The organism is Pseudomonas oryzihabitans NBRC 102199, from assembly GCF_000730625.1.
Classification (GTDB): Bacteria; Pseudomonadota; Gammaproteobacteria; order Pseudomonadales; family Pseudomonadaceae; genus Chryseomonas; species Chryseomonas oryzihabitans.
Genome location: NZ_BBIT01000002.1, coordinates 515,781 through 530,603 on the forward strand (window position 1 = coordinate 515,781; position 14,823 = coordinate 530,603).

Annotated in this window: 13 protein-coding genes; all 13 read right to left on the reverse strand. The window is 68.9% G+C overall.

What is annotated here, in order from left to right; translation table 11 throughout:
* Positions 1-3: 3 nt before the first annotated feature.
* The 13 genes from mdcE to POR01S_RS03895 all read right to left on the reverse strand — a co-directional run bounded on the left by mdcE (position 4) and on the right by POR01S_RS03895 (position 14,816).
* Entirely contained in the window at positions 4-819 is an 816-nt protein-coding gene (gene mdcE / locus POR01S_RS03835; RefSeq protein WP_042133884.1) for a biotin-independent malonate decarboxylase subunit gamma, read from the reverse strand.
* Complete coding sequence (locus POR01S_RS03840; protein ID WP_042133886.1) at positions 816-1,682, reverse strand: biotin-independent malonate decarboxylase subunit beta; 867 nt, start codon at positions 1,680-1,682, stop codon at positions 816-818. The genes mdcE and POR01S_RS03840 overlap by 4 nt, the downstream gene beginning before the upstream one ends.
* A complete protein-coding gene (locus POR01S_RS03845; protein ID WP_042133888.1) occupies positions 1,675-1,989 on the reverse strand; it encodes a malonate decarboxylase subunit delta in 315 nt (104 codons plus the stop codon). The genes POR01S_RS03840 and POR01S_RS03845 overlap by 8 nt, the downstream gene beginning before the upstream one ends.
* On the reverse strand, positions 1,989-2,846 hold the full coding sequence (locus POR01S_RS03850; RefSeq protein WP_042133890.1) for a triphosphoribosyl-dephospho-CoA synthase: 858 nt from the start codon (positions 2,844-2,846) through the stop codon (positions 1,989-1,991). The genes POR01S_RS03845 and POR01S_RS03850 overlap by 1 nt, the downstream gene beginning before the upstream one ends.
* Positions 2,846-4,522, reverse strand: coding sequence for a malonate decarboxylase subunit alpha (gene mdcA / locus POR01S_RS03855; protein ID WP_042133892.1), 1,677 nt, complete (start codon positions 4,520-4,522; stop codon positions 2,846-2,848). The genes POR01S_RS03850 and mdcA overlap by 1 nt, the downstream gene beginning before the upstream one ends.
* Before the next feature lie 129 nt (positions 4,523-4,651).
* On the reverse strand, positions 4,652-5,362 hold the full coding sequence (locus POR01S_RS03860) for a YfdX family protein (protein ID WP_027599545.1): 711 nt from the start codon (positions 5,360-5,362) through the stop codon (positions 4,652-4,654).
* A 205-nt stretch (positions 5,363-5,567) separates the two neighbouring features.
* Positions 5,568-6,926 (reverse strand): glucarate dehydratase, encoded by a 1,359-nt coding sequence (gudD, locus tag POR01S_RS03865; protein ID WP_042133895.1) that lies wholly within the window; start codon positions 6,924-6,926, stop codon positions 5,568-5,570.
* 18 nt (positions 6,927-6,944) lie between these two features.
* On the reverse strand, positions 6,945-8,300 hold the full coding sequence (locus tag POR01S_RS03870) for an MFS transporter (RefSeq protein ID WP_027602164.1): 1,356 nt from the start codon (positions 8,298-8,300) through the stop codon (positions 6,945-6,947).
* A gap of 148 nt (positions 8,301-8,448) precedes the next feature.
* Entirely contained in the window at positions 8,449-9,483 is a 1,035-nt protein-coding gene (locus tag POR01S_RS03875) for a LacI family DNA-binding transcriptional regulator (RefSeq protein WP_042133898.1), read from the reverse strand.
* 79 nt (positions 9,484-9,562) lie between these two features.
* A complete protein-coding gene (locus POR01S_RS03880) occupies positions 9,563-10,477 on the reverse strand; it encodes a hydroxymethylglutaryl-CoA lyase (protein WP_042133900.1) in 915 nt (304 codons plus the stop codon).
* Positions 10,474-12,408, reverse strand: coding sequence for an acetyl/propionyl/methylcrotonyl-CoA carboxylase subunit alpha (locus tag POR01S_RS03885; RefSeq protein ID WP_042133901.1), 1,935 nt, complete (start codon positions 12,406-12,408; stop codon positions 10,474-10,476). The genes POR01S_RS03880 and POR01S_RS03885 overlap by 4 nt, the downstream gene beginning before the upstream one ends.
* Complete coding sequence (locus tag POR01S_RS03890; RefSeq protein ID WP_042133904.1) at positions 12,405-13,205, reverse strand: enoyl-CoA hydratase-related protein; 801 nt, start codon at positions 13,203-13,205, stop codon at positions 12,405-12,407. The genes POR01S_RS03885 and POR01S_RS03890 overlap by 4 nt, the downstream gene beginning before the upstream one ends.
* Positions 13,206-13,208: 3 nt before the next feature.
* The gene (locus POR01S_RS03895; RefSeq protein ID WP_042133905.1) at positions 13,209-14,816 is read right to left on the reverse strand and encodes a carboxyl transferase domain-containing protein; all 1,608 of its coding nucleotides are present in this window, start codon (positions 14,814-14,816) and stop codon (positions 13,209-13,211) included.
* Positions 14,817-14,823 lie beyond the last annotated feature (7 nt).

Here is a 14,823-nt window from a genome sequence, read left to right on the forward strand (position 1 = left end):
TCATCACGCGTTCCATCCTGCCCGCAGGCGTTCGCGCACCTCGCGAGAGGCCGCGCGATTGGCGCCATCCAGCCGCAGCCTGAGATCGGTGGCTCCGCTGGCCAGGACATCCGCCTGGGCGTCGGCCAGGGCCTGGCGCACCTGCTGCACAGCTTCGGCCGAGGGCTGGTCGGGCTGAGCCACTTCCAGCTGGCGCCAGAGCAGGCCCAGGGAGGCATAGCTGTCCAGATCATAGGCCATGGGTGGAATGTCGGCCGCCAGGCGTTCCAACTCCTCGACGCTACGCAGGGTGACCCGCGCCGCCGAGGCCTTGCCCATGGCATGCACCTGCACCTGGGGATCGCGCAGGGCCAGCAGGCGATTGGCCTGGTAGCCATGGGCGAGAAAGCCGCCGGACATGGCCTTGCCCACCAGCAGGCCCAGCACCGGATGCCCGGCCAGACGCGCCTCGGCATAAGCCCCGGCGGCCCCGGCCAGGGCCTGGTGGATGCCAAAGGCTTCCTCGCGGCGCCCATAGGCCTGGCTGGGGACGTCCACCAGGGCGATTAGGGTGCGTTTCACCGCGGCGTCACGATCTTCGGCGATGGCCTGCTGGATGGCCCGGGCCAGGCCCCAGCCCTCCAGCAGGCCCACCTCGCCCTGGCGGGCGCGGGGAAAGGGATTGCCGGCATCCGCTACCACCGCCAGCCAGCGCGCGGGGCGTCCGGCCAGTTCGAGGTCGGCGACGCGCAGGGAGGCGGGCAGGCCGGTGACGGCCTCGCCCTGACCGGCCAAGGCCTGGAACCAGGTCAGGCCGCGTTGCGAAGGCTGGGTGCTCATGGCTGGTCTCCGGCATAGAGGTGGCGAACCGCGGCGGCGTCCGCTTGGGGACGGGTGTCGAGATCGGCAAGACGCGTCAGATAGTGTTCGGCCTGCTGGCTGCGCAAGGCGCCGGCAACGCCCCGGGTGAAGCCCTGGCGGATGGCGGCGGTCACGGCGGCGCTGTCGTCGGCGACGAAGACATCGGCCAGGCCTGTGGCGACCCGTTGCTCGCCGCCGGTCAGGCTCCAGATGAAGGGGCGGTCGCGGGAGTCGTATTCCTCGATCCCGGCTTCCTGCTCGATCACCTGGGGTCCGTTGAGGCCCAGGCGGGCCTCGCGGGTGACGATCAGCTGACTGCATAGCCCCGCGGCGATGGACATGCCACCAAAGCAGCCGACGCTGCCGGCGATGACACCGATCACCGGCTGGTGGCTGCGCAAGGCGACGATGGCCGCCTGGATCTCGGCGATGGCCGCCAGCCCCAGGTTGGCTTCCTGCAGCCGTACACCGCCGGTTTCCAGCAGCAGCACGGCGCGGGTCGGGGTGCCGGAGAGGTTGTCTTCCAGCGCCAATTCCAGCGCCCCGGCGATCTTGGCGCCGCCCACTTCGCCCATGCTGCCGCCCTGGAAGGCACCTTCGATGGCGCAGACCACCGCCGGCTGGCCGTCGATCAGCCCCTTGGCCACCACCACGCCGTCATCGGCCTGGCAGACGATGCCCTGCCTGGGCAGCCAGGGCGACATCAGCCGCTCGAAGGGCCCGACCAGCTCGCGAAAGCTACCGGCGTCGAGCACCGTGCGCGCCCGTTCGCGGGCACCGAGTTCGACGAAGCTGCGGCTGTGCAGCAATTCCTGCACGTCGGGAAGGGTGGCTTCAGACATGGGCGGCTTCCTCCAGGTCGAGGGTTTCCAGACCCTGCTCCAGGCGCAGGCGCACCACGCCCGGGGTGGCGCCGAAGTCGTGGATGTCCAGGGTCAGGGCCGGCAGGTCGTCACGGGCGGCGAACAGCCGGTCGAAGAGGGCACGCCAGCGCGGTTCGCTGCCATTGACCGAAGTGGTCACCCTGAGGGTGAAGTCGGCGTCGGCGGGTTCGAGCAGGACCTCCAGGTCCCCCGAGCCGACGCAACCCACCAGGGCCCGACACCGGCGGCGCTGGCTGGCCGGATAGCTGCAGCTGAAATGTTCCATCAGAGGTCTCCAGGGAGCCGTGGCTCCAGGCGATCGACGAGAAGGGTGGCGGCCAGCAGATCGGCGGCCCCACCGGGCGAGGCATTGGCGGCCAGCAACTCCCGATCCAGGGCCAGCAGCTGGCGGCGCCCGGCCAGGCTGGCGCTGCCACCGGCGTCCAGTACCGCCTGGGCACCCTGGTGCATGGCGCTGAGGGCGGCGGGGCCGCCGCGGTGCAGCACGCAGGTGTCGTCCAGCCGGGTCATGATCGCCAGCAGGGCATCCAGACGGGCGTTCTGCTCGCCGGCACCCGCCTGGCGGCTGGCGCGCAGTTGCGGCAGGCCGCGCTGATGGATGGCGGGAAAGCCCGCGGCCGCTTCGGCCCGGGCGCCGCCGACGCCATAACGTTGGGCGACGCGCTGGCCGTGGCTCGGCAGAGTGCAGGGAGCATCAGGATCCGGGAGGCTAGCCAGGCGACCTGCCGCAAGGCACAAGGCCTCAGCAGAGCCAGGATGCCCATGCACGGCCGCCGTCACCAGCAGCCCCAGCGCCCAGATGGCGCCGCGATGGGTGTTGACGCCACCGGTCACGCTCAGCATCGCGGCTTCGCCATCGCGACCCAGGCGGCCGATCAGGCGGCGCAGGTCGGCCATGGGCAGCCCCAGTTCAGCGGCTTCGGCCATGGCCTGGAAACAGGGCCTCAGTGCCTGGGCGGAGGTCAGCATCAGGCCAAGGCTGAGGTCCTGGTGGGCACCCTGGCCGCGACGATCCACCAGGGCCGGCTTGGGCGAAAGTTCGGCTTCGTCCACCAGGGCCGTTACGGCCAGGTCGGCCAGGTGCTCGGCGGGAGACGGGGCAAGACGGGCGAGGGCGCGCATCACCAGCTCCTGAATTTGGCCGGGGGTTGATAGAGGCCGCCGGACCATTCCACCAGTTCGCCGATGCTCTTGGCGGCGAGCAATTCGCGACTGGCGTCGGTGCGGCGGATGCCGAGGTCCTCGGGCAGCGCGACAAGGCCTTCCTGGCGCAGCCGCCGCGCTTCGGCCGGATCGCTGCGCAGGCCGATGGCGGTGACCCCGGCCACGGCGGCGATCATCGCCCGGCGCTCCTCCAGGGAGCGGGCGCGATAGAGATAGGCGATGCCTTCCTCGGTGAGCAGGTGGGTGACGTCGTCGCCATAGACCATGATGGGCGCTAACGGCATGCCGCTCTTGCGCGCCACCTCCACGGCATCCAGGGTGTCGACGAAGGTGGGTTTGCCGCCTTCCTGGAAGGTCTCGACCATCTGCACCACGAGCTTCTTGCCGCGCTCCAGCAGCGCCGGGGCGCTGTCGCCCGTCTGTTGGCGCATGTCCAGCCAGGCCGGGGTGGGATGCCGGCGGCCGCGCGGGTCATGACCCATGTTGGGCGCGCCGCCAAAGCCGGCCAGGCGCCCGCGGGTCACGGTGGAGGAATGGCCATCGCCATCCACCTGCAGGGTGGCGCCGATGAAGAGGTCCACGGCGTACTGACCGGCCAGCTGGCAGAGCAGGCGGTTGGAGCGGAGCGAACCGTCCCGACCGGTAAAGAAGACGTCCGGACGCTGGGCGATGTAGCCCTCCATGCCCAGCTCGGTGCCGAAGCAGTGCACGCTTTCCACCCAGCCGCTCTCGATGGCCGGGATCAGCGTGGGGTGGGGATTGAGCGTCCAGTGCCGGCAGATCTTGCCCTTGAGTCCCAGGCGCTCGCCGTAGGTGGGCAGGATCAGTTCGATGGCCGCGGTGTTGAAACCGATGCCGTGGTTGAGCGACTGCACCTGGTGGCGCTCGTAGATGCCGCGGATGGCCATCATCGCCATGAGCACGTGCACCGGCTTGATATGGCGCGGATCGCGGGTGAACAGGGGTTCGATATAGAAGGGCCGGTCGGCCACCACCACGAAATCCACCCAGTCCGCGGGGATGTCGACCCGCGGCAACTCGGACACGTCGTCCACCAGCTGGTTGACCTGGACGATGACGATGCCGTCGCTGAAGGCCGCCGGCTCGATCAGCGCCGGGCTGTCCTCGGTGCTGGGGCCGGTATAGATGTTACCGGCGCGATCGGCCATGAAGCCGGCACTGAGCACCACCTTGGGGATGAGGTCCACCAGCAGCCGGGCATAGAGTTCGATGTAGGTGTGGATGGCGCCCACTTCCAGCAGCCCGTCTTCCAGCAGCTGGCTGATCCTCAGGCTCTGGGTGCCGGCAAAGGAGAAGTCCAGCTTGCGGGCGATGCCGCGTTCGAAGAGATCCAGGTGCTCGGCGCGACCGACGCTGGGCATGATCATGTGCAGGTCATGCAGCCGGGCCGGATCGACCTGGGCGAGACTGCGGGAGAGGAAATCGGCCTGCTTCTGGTTGTTGCCTTCCAGCACCACCCGGTCGCCGGGGGCGAGCAGCTGTTCCAGGGCCGCGACGATGGATGCGGTGGGCAGCACCTTGCCATCGGCCAGCGCGGCCACCCGGTCCAGGCGCTGCTGCTTGTCACCGCGGCGCCTGGCGATCCGAGCCGGTGGGTGGGATGTCGTTGTCATTGGAGTCTCCACGAATCACCTGTCGTGGAGTCACCCTAGACCTCGCCTCCCTGGCGTTCAATCAACCTGAAGGCGGAATCGTTACGCTGAAGTTAACGATCCCGCCTGCATCAGGCCGCCGCGACCGGCTCAGGTCTTGTCGACCGGAGTGAACACCGTGGTGGTCTTGGAGAACCAGCCGGTGGGGGTCACGTCGACGTTGGCGTTGTCATATCTCAGGCTGTTCTGCACCTGCTTGAGCGTCAGGTTGGCCTGCCAGTATTGCTCGTGGCCCAGCTCCTGATTGGCCCGGTGCACCAGATCCAGGGTTTCCTGGGCCGGCAGCACGGCGGTGGAGTAGTCGACGTCGACGCCGGCCACCTTGAGGATCTCGCCGGCGGCCTTGGTATCGCCCTGCTGGATCTTCTCGTTGGCCTGGACCACGGCCTGGTTCTTGGCCGGGGTGGCGACATAGTCGTCACGCAGCGCCATGCCGCTCCAGATCGGCAGCCAGGACGTGGCCTTGGCGTCCTGCGCGGAGACCTGCATGAGTTTGCCGTCCTGACCGCGCAGGTCCCTGGCCGACTTGAGGTAGGCGGTCTTGTCGGTCTGGGCGGTCTGCAGCGCGCTCTCGGCGGCGGCCAGGTGCTGCTTGGCCTGATCGACATGGGCCTCGAAGAGGTCCTGGCGGGCGGCGACCACGTCCATGAAGGCCTGCTGGCCCTGCTGGGAGATCGCCGGCAGGGTGGCGACCTGCTGGGTGGCGATGTCGGGTCGGGTGTCGGCCAGGGCGGCGGTGGAAAACACCGAGGCGATGGTCAGGACGAGGAGGCTCTTGGCGATACGACGATTGAGGTTCATGTGCTTCTCCCGGATACGAAAGTAACTGGAACCGCGGGGGTATCGGGCAGGGTTGCGAGATACCTTGGGGTCAGTGTCCATCCGGTGAGCTTAACGAACGCTTAGCAGGCTATCGGTAGGTGTAATTCCAGGTGTCGGACGCTGGAACGGAAACAGCGCCCGCCCCGGAGAGTCCGGAGCGGGCGCTGTTGGCGGGCCGAAGGGCCTAGCGCACCAGGCAGGGCTTCTTGTTATCGAAGGTCCAGTTGGGCGAGAGGAATTGCATGGCCATGGCGTCGTCGCGCGCACCGAGGCCCTTGGCCTTGTACAGCTCGTGGGCGCGGGCCAGGGCGTCCAGGTCCAGCTCCACGCCCAGGCCACCCTGCTGCGGCACCGCCACCAGGCCGCCCTTGATCTCCAGCGGTTGCCGGGTCAGGCGCTGGCCGTCCTGCCAGATCCAGTGGGTGTCGATGGCAGTGATCTTGCCCGGCGCCGCGGCGGCGACGTGGGTGAACATGGCCAGGGAGATGTCGAAGTGGTTGTTGGAGTGCGAACCCCAGGTCAGGCCCCAGTCGTTGCACATCTGCGCCACCCGCACCGAGCCCTGCATGGTCCAGAAGTGCGGATCGGCCAGGGGGATGTCCACCGATTGCAGCTGGATGGCGTGACCCATCTGGCGCCAGTCGGTGGCGATCATGTTGGTGGCGGTGGGCAGGCCGGTGGCGCGGCGGAATTCGGCCATCACCTCGCGTCCGGAATAGCCGTTCTCGGCGCCACAGGGATCCTCGGCATAGGCCAGCACATGGTGCTGGTCGCGGCACAGGCGGATGGCTTCCTTGAGCGACCAGGCGCCGTTGGGGTCCAGGGTCACGCGCGCCTCGGGGAAGCGCTCGGCCAGGGCGGTGACCGCCTCGATTTCGGCGTCGCCGCTGAGTACGCCGCCCTTGAGCTTGAAGTCCTTGAAGCCGTAACGGTCATAGGCCGCCTCGGCCAGGCGCACCACGGTCTCGGGGGTCAGGGCCTCTTCGTTGCGCACGCGGAACCAGGGGTCGTCGCTCTCGGCTTCGCTGCGGTAGTCCAGGGTGGTCTTGTTGCGGTCGCCGACATAGAACAGATAGCCGAGCATCTCCACGGCGTCGCGCTGCTGGCCTTCGCCGAGCAGGGCCGCCACCGGCACCTCCAGGTGCTGGCCGAGCAGGTCGAGCAGGGCGGCTTCCAGGGCGGTGACGGCGTGGATGGTGATGCGCAGGTCGAAGGTCTGCAGGCCACGGCCGCTGGCATCGCGACCGGCGAAGGCCTGGCGGACCTGGCCGAGGATGCGCTGGTACTGCCCCAGCGGCTGGCCGATGAGGAACTGGCGGGCGTCTTCCAGCGTCTGGCGGATGCTCTCGCCGCCGGGCACCTCGCCGACGCCGGTGCGGCCGGCGCTGTCCTTGAGGATCAGCACGTTGCGGGTGAAGTAGGGGCCATGGGCGCCGCTCAGGTTGAGCAGCATGCTGTCCTGGCCGGCGACGGGCACGACTTCCAGCGAGGTGACCACCGGGGTGCCGGTGTGCAGGGCGGGGGTGGCGTTGAATTGGGTCATGGTCGGGCTCCTTGGCGATCAGCGAGAGGTTTCAGCGGCGAGCGGGGCTTCGGCAGGCGGCGTGGGCACGCCGCGCAACTCGACGCGCTTGATCTCGCCGACGACGAACAGGTAACTGATGGCGGCCACCAGGGCATTGGCACCGACGAACACCAGGGCCATCTTGAAGGAACCGGTGGCGGCGATGATGTAGCCGATGATGATCGGGGTGGTGATGGACGACAGGTTGCCGATGGTGTTGAACAGGCCACCGGAGAGGCCGGCGATCTGCTTGGGCGAGGTGTCGGAGACCACCGCCCAGCCCAGGGCACCGATGCCCTTGCCGAAGAAGGCCATGGCCATGAAGCCCACCACCATCCAGTCGGCGTCGACGTAGTTGCAGAGGATCATGCTCATCGACAGCAGCATGCCGGCGACGATGGGGGTCTTGCGCGCCACGCTCAGGCTGCTGCCGCGACGCAGCAGCCAGTCGGAGATCACCCCGCCGAGCACGCCGCCGATGAAGCCGCAGATGGCCGGCAGGGAGGCGATGATGCCGGCCTTGAGGATGGTCATGCCGCGTTCCTGCACCAGGTACACGGGGAACCAGGTGAGGAAGAAGTAGGTGAGGGCGTTGATGCAGAACTGGCCCAGGTAGATGCCGGCCATCATGCGATTGGTCAGCAACTGGCCGATGTAGCTCCACTTCGGACCTTCGCTCTTCTTGCCGGGGGTGTCCAGGTCGACCAGGCCGCCGTTGCTGGCGATGTACTCGACCTCGGCGCTGTTGGCGCGGGGATGTTCGCGGGGGCTGTAGATCACCGCCATCCACACCGCCGAGAAGGCGATGCCCAGGGCGCCCATCACCACGAAGACGTGCTGCCAGCCGAAGTGGTAGACGATCCAGCCCATCAGCGGCGCGAACAGCACGGTGGCGAAGTACTGCGCCGAGTTGAAGATGGCCGAGGCGGTACCGCGCTCCTTGGTGGGGAACCAGGCGGCGACGATGCGGGCGTTGCCGGGGAAGGAGGGCGCTTCGGCCAGGCCGACCATGAATCTCAGGGCGAACAGCAGGAACACCGCGGTGCCGATGCCGAATTCACCGATGTAGCCTTGCAGCATGGTGAACACCGACCAGGTGAAGATGCTTGCCGCATAGACCTTCTTCGACCCGAAGCGATCGAGCAGCCAGCCGCCGGGGATCTGGCCGAGCACATAGGCCCAGCCGAAGGCGGAGAAGATGTAGCCGAGGGAGACGGCACTGATGCCGAGGTCTTTTTGCAGGGCGGAGCCGGCGATGGAGATGGTGGCGCGGTCGGCATAGTTGATCGTGGTCACCACGAACAGCATGAACAGGATCAGATAGCGGACGCGCGTCTGCTTGGTTTCGTGCATGGAGAGCTCCCACTGGTTTGTTTTTGTGTGCGGGCTGACATCGTGTAGCGGGCTTAGGTTGTAAGTCGTCTGACAACGATAGCGCTATCATTAAACAGATAACGCTATCATTCAACTGCTAAATCTGTGGCTGGGCGCAAAAAAGTGGCTAGGAACTCTGCCGCTCGATCAGGGCAAAACCGGTGTCGAGGCTTACCGCAGTTTGATCGCCCGCGAGACGGTCGAGCAGCGCCTGGGCGACACGCTGGCCCATGGCATCGGCGTTGACGCTGACCGTGGACAGCGCCGGGGTGGCGAAGCGGCCGTTGGTGGTGTCGCCGAAGCCGACCACCGCCAGCTGTTCGGGGATGCGCAGGCCGCGGCTGCTGGCTTCGGCGACCACACCCAGGGCCAGGGTGTCGGAGCTGCACAGCACCAGTTGCGGGGGCTCGGGGCGTTCCAGCAGGCGCGCCAGGCCGATGCGGCCGACTTCCCAGGTGGCGGGTAGTGGCAGCACTTCCATGGGCAATTCGGGGATGCCCAGTTCGACCAGGCGGGCCTGCAGAGCCAGGTTGCGGCGCATGGCGCGAGGATCGTCCACCGAGATCACCCCGAAGCGGCGATAGCCGCGGGCGACGAAGTGCTCCGCCAGGGCCACGCCGACCTGCTCGTGGGAAAAGCCCACCTGCATGTCCAGGGCCTCGGCGCTCAGGTCCCAGGCTTCCACCACCGGGATGTTCAGCGCCGCCAGCCGCGCGCGACTGGCCGGGGTGTGCAGGGTGCCGGTGAGGACGATGCCATCGGGGCGGCGGCCGAGGATGGCTTCCAGCAGTTCCTCTTCCTTTTCCGGCGAATAGCCGGTCGGACCGATCAGCGCCTGGTAGCCCGCCGCGGTGAGGCGATCCATGATCGCCTGCACCACGGTGGCATAGATGGAATTGGCGATGGTGGGCAGCAGGATGGCCACCAGCCGGCTCTTGCTGGAGGCCAGGCTGCCGGCCAGCAGATTGGGCACGTAGCCCAGTTCCTTGACCACGGCCAGGACATGCTCGCGGGTGGCGGCGCTCACCAGGCTCGGGCGGTGCAGTGCCCGGGACACGGTAATGGGCGACACCCCGGCGGCGAGGGCGACCTCGCGCACGGTGAGGGGCAGCTCGGTGGTGCCATCGAGCTGGGCGATTTCGCGTCGGGACTTCCTGGCCAAAGCGGGTCCTTGGATGAGAGAGGCCGCCATTATGAGAGCAAGCCCCGGCGGTTGCCATGGGCGCCCGCCGGAGCCCCGGCTAGTTGACCGCTCGCGTTGCCCGGGCGCGGCCGACCCGCGATTGATTGGGGCGACCGAGCAGGGCGGAAACGTTCTGTCCGACCTCGACCAGTCTCTTCAGGTCGACGCCGGACGCTATGCCCAGGCCGTCGAGCAGATAGACCAGGTCCTCGCTGGCGACATTGCCGCTGGCGCCCTGGGCATAGGGACAGCCGCCGAGCCCGGCGACGGAGCTGTCGAACACCGCGACGCCTTCGAGCAGGCTGGCGTAGACGTTGGCCAGGGCCTGGCCATAGGTGTCGTGGAAATGCCCGGCCAGTTGGCTAAGGGGCACCTCCCGGCCCAGCCGCTGCCAGAGCGCCCGGGTCCGACCCGGGGTGCCGACGCCGATCGTATCGCCCAGGGAGACCTCGGCGCAGCCCAGCTCCAGCAGTTCGCGGGTCACGCTCGCCACCTGGTCGGTTGCGACCTCGCCATCGTAGGGGCAGCCCAGCACGCAGGACACATAGCCGCGCACCCGGATGCCCGCCGCCCGCGCGCCCTCGACCACGGGCACGAAGCGCGCCAGGCTCTCGGCGATGGAGCAATTGATGTTGCGCTGGGAGAAGCCCTCCGAGGCGGCGGCGAACACGGCGATTTCGTCCACCCCCGCCGCCAGGGCGGCTTCGAAACCTTTCAGGTTGGGCACCAGTACCGAGCGCACCACGCCCTCGGGCCGGCAGAGTCCTGCCAGTACCTCGGCGGTCCCGGCCATCTGCGGCACCCAGAGTGGCGAGACGAAGCTGCCCACCTCCAGATGATGCATGCCACTGGCGATCAGCGCCGTGCACAGCTGGATGCGCTCGGCGATGCCCAGCGCCTGGGGCTCGTTCTGCAGGCCATCGCGGGGTCCGACCTCGACCAGCCGCACCCGGGACGGCAGGGCATCGCTCATGGTGCCACCTCCTCCAGTTCCACCAGCGGGGCGCCCTCGGCCACCAGCTCGCCCGGGCTACAGAACAGCGCCGCCACCACGCCCGCACGGGGCGCGCGGATGCTGTGCTCCATCTTCATCGCCTCCAGCACCACCAGCGGGGCCCCGGCTTCCACGGCGTCGCCGACGGCCACCGAGACGGCTACCACACTGGCGTTCATCGGCGCGGTAAGACCACCGGCATCCGCCTGGCGCGCGACCTCGGCCAGCGGATCGGCCCAGGTGACGGCTTCGAAACGGTCCTGCCATTCGAGGAACAGCGTCGGCCCTCGGCGATGGAGGCGGGCGCTGTGGCGAACGCCGTCCACCTGCCAGTGGAGCCGATCACCGCTCAATGCGACGGCCAGCGGGTCGACCAGGCTCAGGGTGCGCACCTCGCCACGACAGGCCAGGCGCAGCGCGATGCGCGGTGGTCCACCCAGGCGCCAGCCCTGGCGGGACGCCCAGGGTGACGTGGGATCGGCAGCGGCGGGCAGCGTCGCCAGCCAGGCCTGGCCCGCCCGGGTCCAGAAGGCCTCCGGCAGTTCTGCGGGTGCGGGCAGCAAGGCCGCCTGATGCCGCTCGATGAAACCGGTGTCCAACTCCGCCGCGGCAAAGGCCGGATGGGCGAGCAGGCGCTGCAGGAAGGCGAGGTTGGTGGCGAAGCCGCCCACCGCGGTGTCCTGGAGCATGGCCAGCAACCGCTTGCGCGCCTGTTCGCGGCTGTCGCCCCAGGCGATCAGCTTGGCCAGCATGGGATCGTAGAACGGCGACACCTCGTCACCTTCCTCCACGCCGCTGTCCACTCGCCGCCCGGGACCGGCCGCGGGCTCGCGATAGAGTTGCAGGGTGCCCGAGGCCGGCAGGAAGCCCTGGTCGGTGTCCTCGGCATAGAGGCGCACCTCGATGGCGTGGCCGTGCAGCGGCACCTGGGCCTGGGTGAGGGGCAGGGCTTCGCCTGCGGCCACGCGCAGCTGCCAGGCCACCAGGTCCAGGCCGGTGATGGCCTCGGTGACCGGGTGCTCCACCTGCAGCCGGGTGTTCATCTCCATGAAGAAAAAGTCGCCACGGGCGTCGAGCAAAAATTCCACGGTGCCGGCGCCGACATAGCCGATGGCCTGGGCCGCCTGAACCGCCGCCTCGCCCATGGCCCGGCGCAATTCGGGCGTGAGACCCGGCGCGGGCGCCTCCTCGATCACCTTCTGGTGGCGGCGCTGGATGGAGCAGTCGCGTTCGTTGAGATAGAGGCAATGGCCGTGCCCATCGGCGAACACCTGGATCTCCACGTGGCGCGGTTGCAGCACGTATTTCTCCACCAGCATCCGCGCATCACCAAAGGCCGAGAGCGCTTCGCGCTGGGCCGAGGCGAGGCCCTCGGCCAGGTCGGCTTCGTGTTCGACGATCTTCATGCCCTTGCCGCCGCCGCCGGCGGTGGCCTTGAGCAGGACCGGATAGCCGATGCGCGCCGCGGCGTCGCGAAAGGTGGCCAGGGACTGGCCCTCGCCGTGATAGCCCGGCACCAGGGGCACCCCGGCATCGGTCATCAGCGCCTTGGCCGCGGACTTGCTGCCCATGGCGCGGATCGCCGCGGCGGGAGGGCCGACGAAGACCAGCCCGGCCGCGGCCACCGCCTCGGCGAAGGCGGCATTCTCGGACAGGAAGCCGTAGCCCGGATGGATCGCCTGGGCGCCGGCGGCCAGGGCCGCGGCGATGATGCGCTCGCCCAGCAGATAGCTGTCGGCCGGCTTGGTCCCGCCCAGGTCCACTGCCTGATCGGCCTGGCGCACATGGCGGGCGTCGACATCGATGGCGCTGTGCACGGCGACGGTACCCAGGCCGAGGGCCTTGGCCGTACGCATCACCCGGCAGGCGATCTCGCCGCGGTTGGCGACGAGCAGACGGTCGAAGGTCATGGCGAGGTCTCCTGCCAGGCGGGACGACGTTTCTCCAGAAAGGCCTGCAGGCCTTCCTGGGCTTCGGGGGTGACGCGTACCTCGGCGATCAGGCCCTCGGTGAAGGAGCGCACCTCGTCGGGGGGTGCGCCCGCGCCAGCGCCGTCCAGCAACCGCTTGCAGGCGCGCAATGCCTGGGGCCCGTTGTCCAGCAGCCGGGCGATCCAGGCCTCGACCAGGGTGTCCAGGTCGGCAGCCGGCGCCGTCTCGGCCACCAGGCCCAGTTCGGCGGCGCGTTCGCCGGAAAAGCGCTCCGCGCCGAGCATGTAGCGCCGCGCCATGCGCTCGCCCAGGGCGCGAGTCACGAAGGGCGCGATGACCGCCGGCACCAGGCCGATGCGCACCTCCGACAGGCAGAAGATGGCGTCGCCCGCGGCCAGGGCCAAGTCGCAGCAGCTGACCAGACCCACCGCGCCGCCAAAGGCCGCGCCCTGGACCACCGCCAGGGTCGGCATCGGCAAGGCCTGCAGGCGATACATCACCTCGGCCAGGCGCTCGGTGTCGGCGCGATTGGCGGCGGCGTCCAGGCGGGCCGAGGCCTGCATCCAGGCGAGGTCGGCGCCGGCGCAGAAGTGCCGCCCGTGGCCACGCAGGAGCAGAAAGCGCAGGGCTTGATCGCTGGCGAGCTCGGCGAGCACGCTGCCCAACTCGGCGATCAGCTGCGCATCCAGGGCATTGTGGCGATCCGGGCGATCGAGCCAGAGGGTGGCGAAGCCGCGTGGATCACGAATCAGTTCCAGGGTGTGGAAGTCAGTCATGGCCTACATCCGGAAGACGCCGAAGGTCGTCGGCTCGAGAGGGGCGTTGAGACTGGCCGACAGGGCCAGGGCGAGGACCTCGCGGGTCTGGGCCGGGTCGATCACCCCGTCGTCCCACAGCCGCGCGCTGGAATAGTGGGCATGGGCCTGGCGTTCGTACTGCTCGACGATGGGGGCCTTTATCCGCGCCGCCTCCTCGTCGTCGAAGGCCTCGCCGGCGCGTTCGGCCTGCTCGCGCTTGACCTGCACCAGCACCCCGGCCGCCTGCTCGGCACCCATCACGCCGATGCGCGCGTTGGGCCACATCCACAGGAAGCGTGGATCGTAGGCGCGACCGCACATGCCGTAGTTGCCGGCGCCAAAGCTGCCGCCGATGATCACGGTGAACTTGGGTACCCGGGCGCAGGCCACCGCGGTGACCAGCTTGGCGCCGTGCTTGGCGATGCCGCCTTCCTCGTATTTCTTGCCCACCATGAAGCCGGTGATGTTCTGCAGGAACAGCAGCGGGATGCGACGCTGGCAGGCCAGTTCGATGAAGTGCGCGCCTTTCTGCGCCGATTCGGCGAAGAGGATGCCGTTGTTGCCGAGGATGGCCACCGGATGGCCGTGCAGGTGGGCGAAGCCGCAGACCAGGGTGGTGCCGAATTGCGCCTTGAATTCATCGAAGACGCTGCCGTCCACCAGCCGCGCGATCACCTCGCGCACCTCCAGCGGCTGCTTGGGATCGGCCGGCACCAGACCGTGCAGTTCCTCGGCCGGGTGGAGGGGCGGGATAGGCGTCTTCAGTTGCAAGTCGCCCAGCTTGCGCCAGTTGAGGTTGGCGATGCAGCGCCGGGCCAGGGCCAGGGCATGGGCATCGTCTTCGGCGTAGTGATCGGCCACGCCGGAGGTCCGGCAATGGACATCGGCGCCGCCCAGCTCCTCGGCGCTGACCACCTCGCCGGTGGCGGCCTTCACCAGCGGCGGGCCGGCGAGAAAGATGGTGGCCTGCTGGCGCACCATGATGGTCTCGTCGCTCATGGCCGGCACATAGGCGCCACCGGCGGTGCAGGAACCCATCACCACGGCGATCTGCGGGATGCCCTGGGCGCTCATGGTCGCCTGGTTGAAGAAGATTCGCCCGAAGTGCTCGCGGTCGGGGAAGACGTCCTCCTGGCGCGGTAGGTTGGCGCCGCCGGAATCCACCAGATAGAGGCAGGGCAGCCGATTCTGCAGGGCGATGGCCTGGGCGCGCAGGTGCTTCTTCACCGTGAGCGGATAGTAGGAGCCGCCCTTCACCGTGGCGTCGTTGGCGATGATCATGCACTCGACGCCCTCAATGCGGCCGATGCCGGCCACCACCCCGGCGGCCGGTACCTCTTCCTCGTAGACGTCGAGGGCGGCCAGGGCGCCGATTTCCAGGAAGGGCGAGCCTGGGTCCAGCAACAGATCGATGCGCGCGCGGGGCAGCAGCTTGCCGCGCGCGGTATGGCGCGCCTGGGCCCTGGCCCCGCCGCCTTCGCGGATGCGCGCCAGCAGCCCGTCGAGCCGGGCCAGTTGTTCGGCCATGGCGGCGGCGTTGCGCTGGTAGTCCGGGGTGCGCCGGTTCAGCGTGGAGGTCAGCACGGTCATGAAGGCG

Bases quoted from the DNA above. Each gene is read 5' to 3' on its own strand.
- POR01S_RS03840 (WP_042133886.1), bottom strand. From the start codon at position 1,682: ATGTCTGAAGCCACCCTTCCCGACGTGCAGGAATTGCTGCACAGCCGC.
- POR01S_RS03880 (WP_042133900.1), bottom strand. From the start codon at position 10,477: ATGAGCGATGCCCTGCCGTCCCGGGTGCGGCTGGTCGAGGTCGGACCC.
- POR01S_RS03845 (WP_042133888.1), bottom strand. From the start codon at position 1,989: ATGGAACATTTCAGCTGCAGCTATCCGGCCAGCCAGCGCCGCCGGTGT.
- POR01S_RS03860 (WP_027599545.1), bottom strand. From the start codon at position 5,362: ATGAACCTCAATCGTCGTATCGCCAAGAGCCTCCTCGTCCTGACCATC.
- mdcE (WP_042133884.1), bottom strand. From the start codon at position 819: ATGAGCACCCAGCCTTCGCAACGCGGCCTGACCTGGTTCCAGGCCTTG.
- POR01S_RS03895 (WP_042133905.1), bottom strand. From the start codon at position 14,816: ATGACCGTGCTGACCTCCACGCTGAACCGGCGCACCCCGGACTACCAG.
- POR01S_RS03850 (WP_042133890.1), bottom strand. From the start codon at position 2,846: ATGCGCGCCCTCGCCCGTCTTGCCCCGTCTCCCGCCGAGCACCTGGCC.
- gudD (WP_042133895.1), bottom strand. From the start codon at position 6,926: ATGACCCAATTCAACGCCACCCCCGCCCTGCACACCGGCACCCCGGTG.
- POR01S_RS03890 (WP_042133904.1), bottom strand. From the start codon at position 13,205: ATGACTGACTTCCACACCCTGGAACTGATTCGTGATCCACGCGGCTTC.
- mdcA (WP_042133892.1), bottom strand. From the start codon at position 4,522: ATGACAACGACATCCCACCCACCGGCTCGGATCGCCAGGCGCCGCGGT.
- POR01S_RS03870 (WP_027602164.1), bottom strand. From the start codon at position 8,300: ATGCACGAAACCAAGCAGACGCGCGTCCGCTATCTGATCCTGTTCATG.
- POR01S_RS03885 (WP_042133901.1), bottom strand. From the start codon at position 12,408: ATGACCTTCGACCGTCTGCTCGTCGCCAACCGCGGCGAGATCGCCTGC.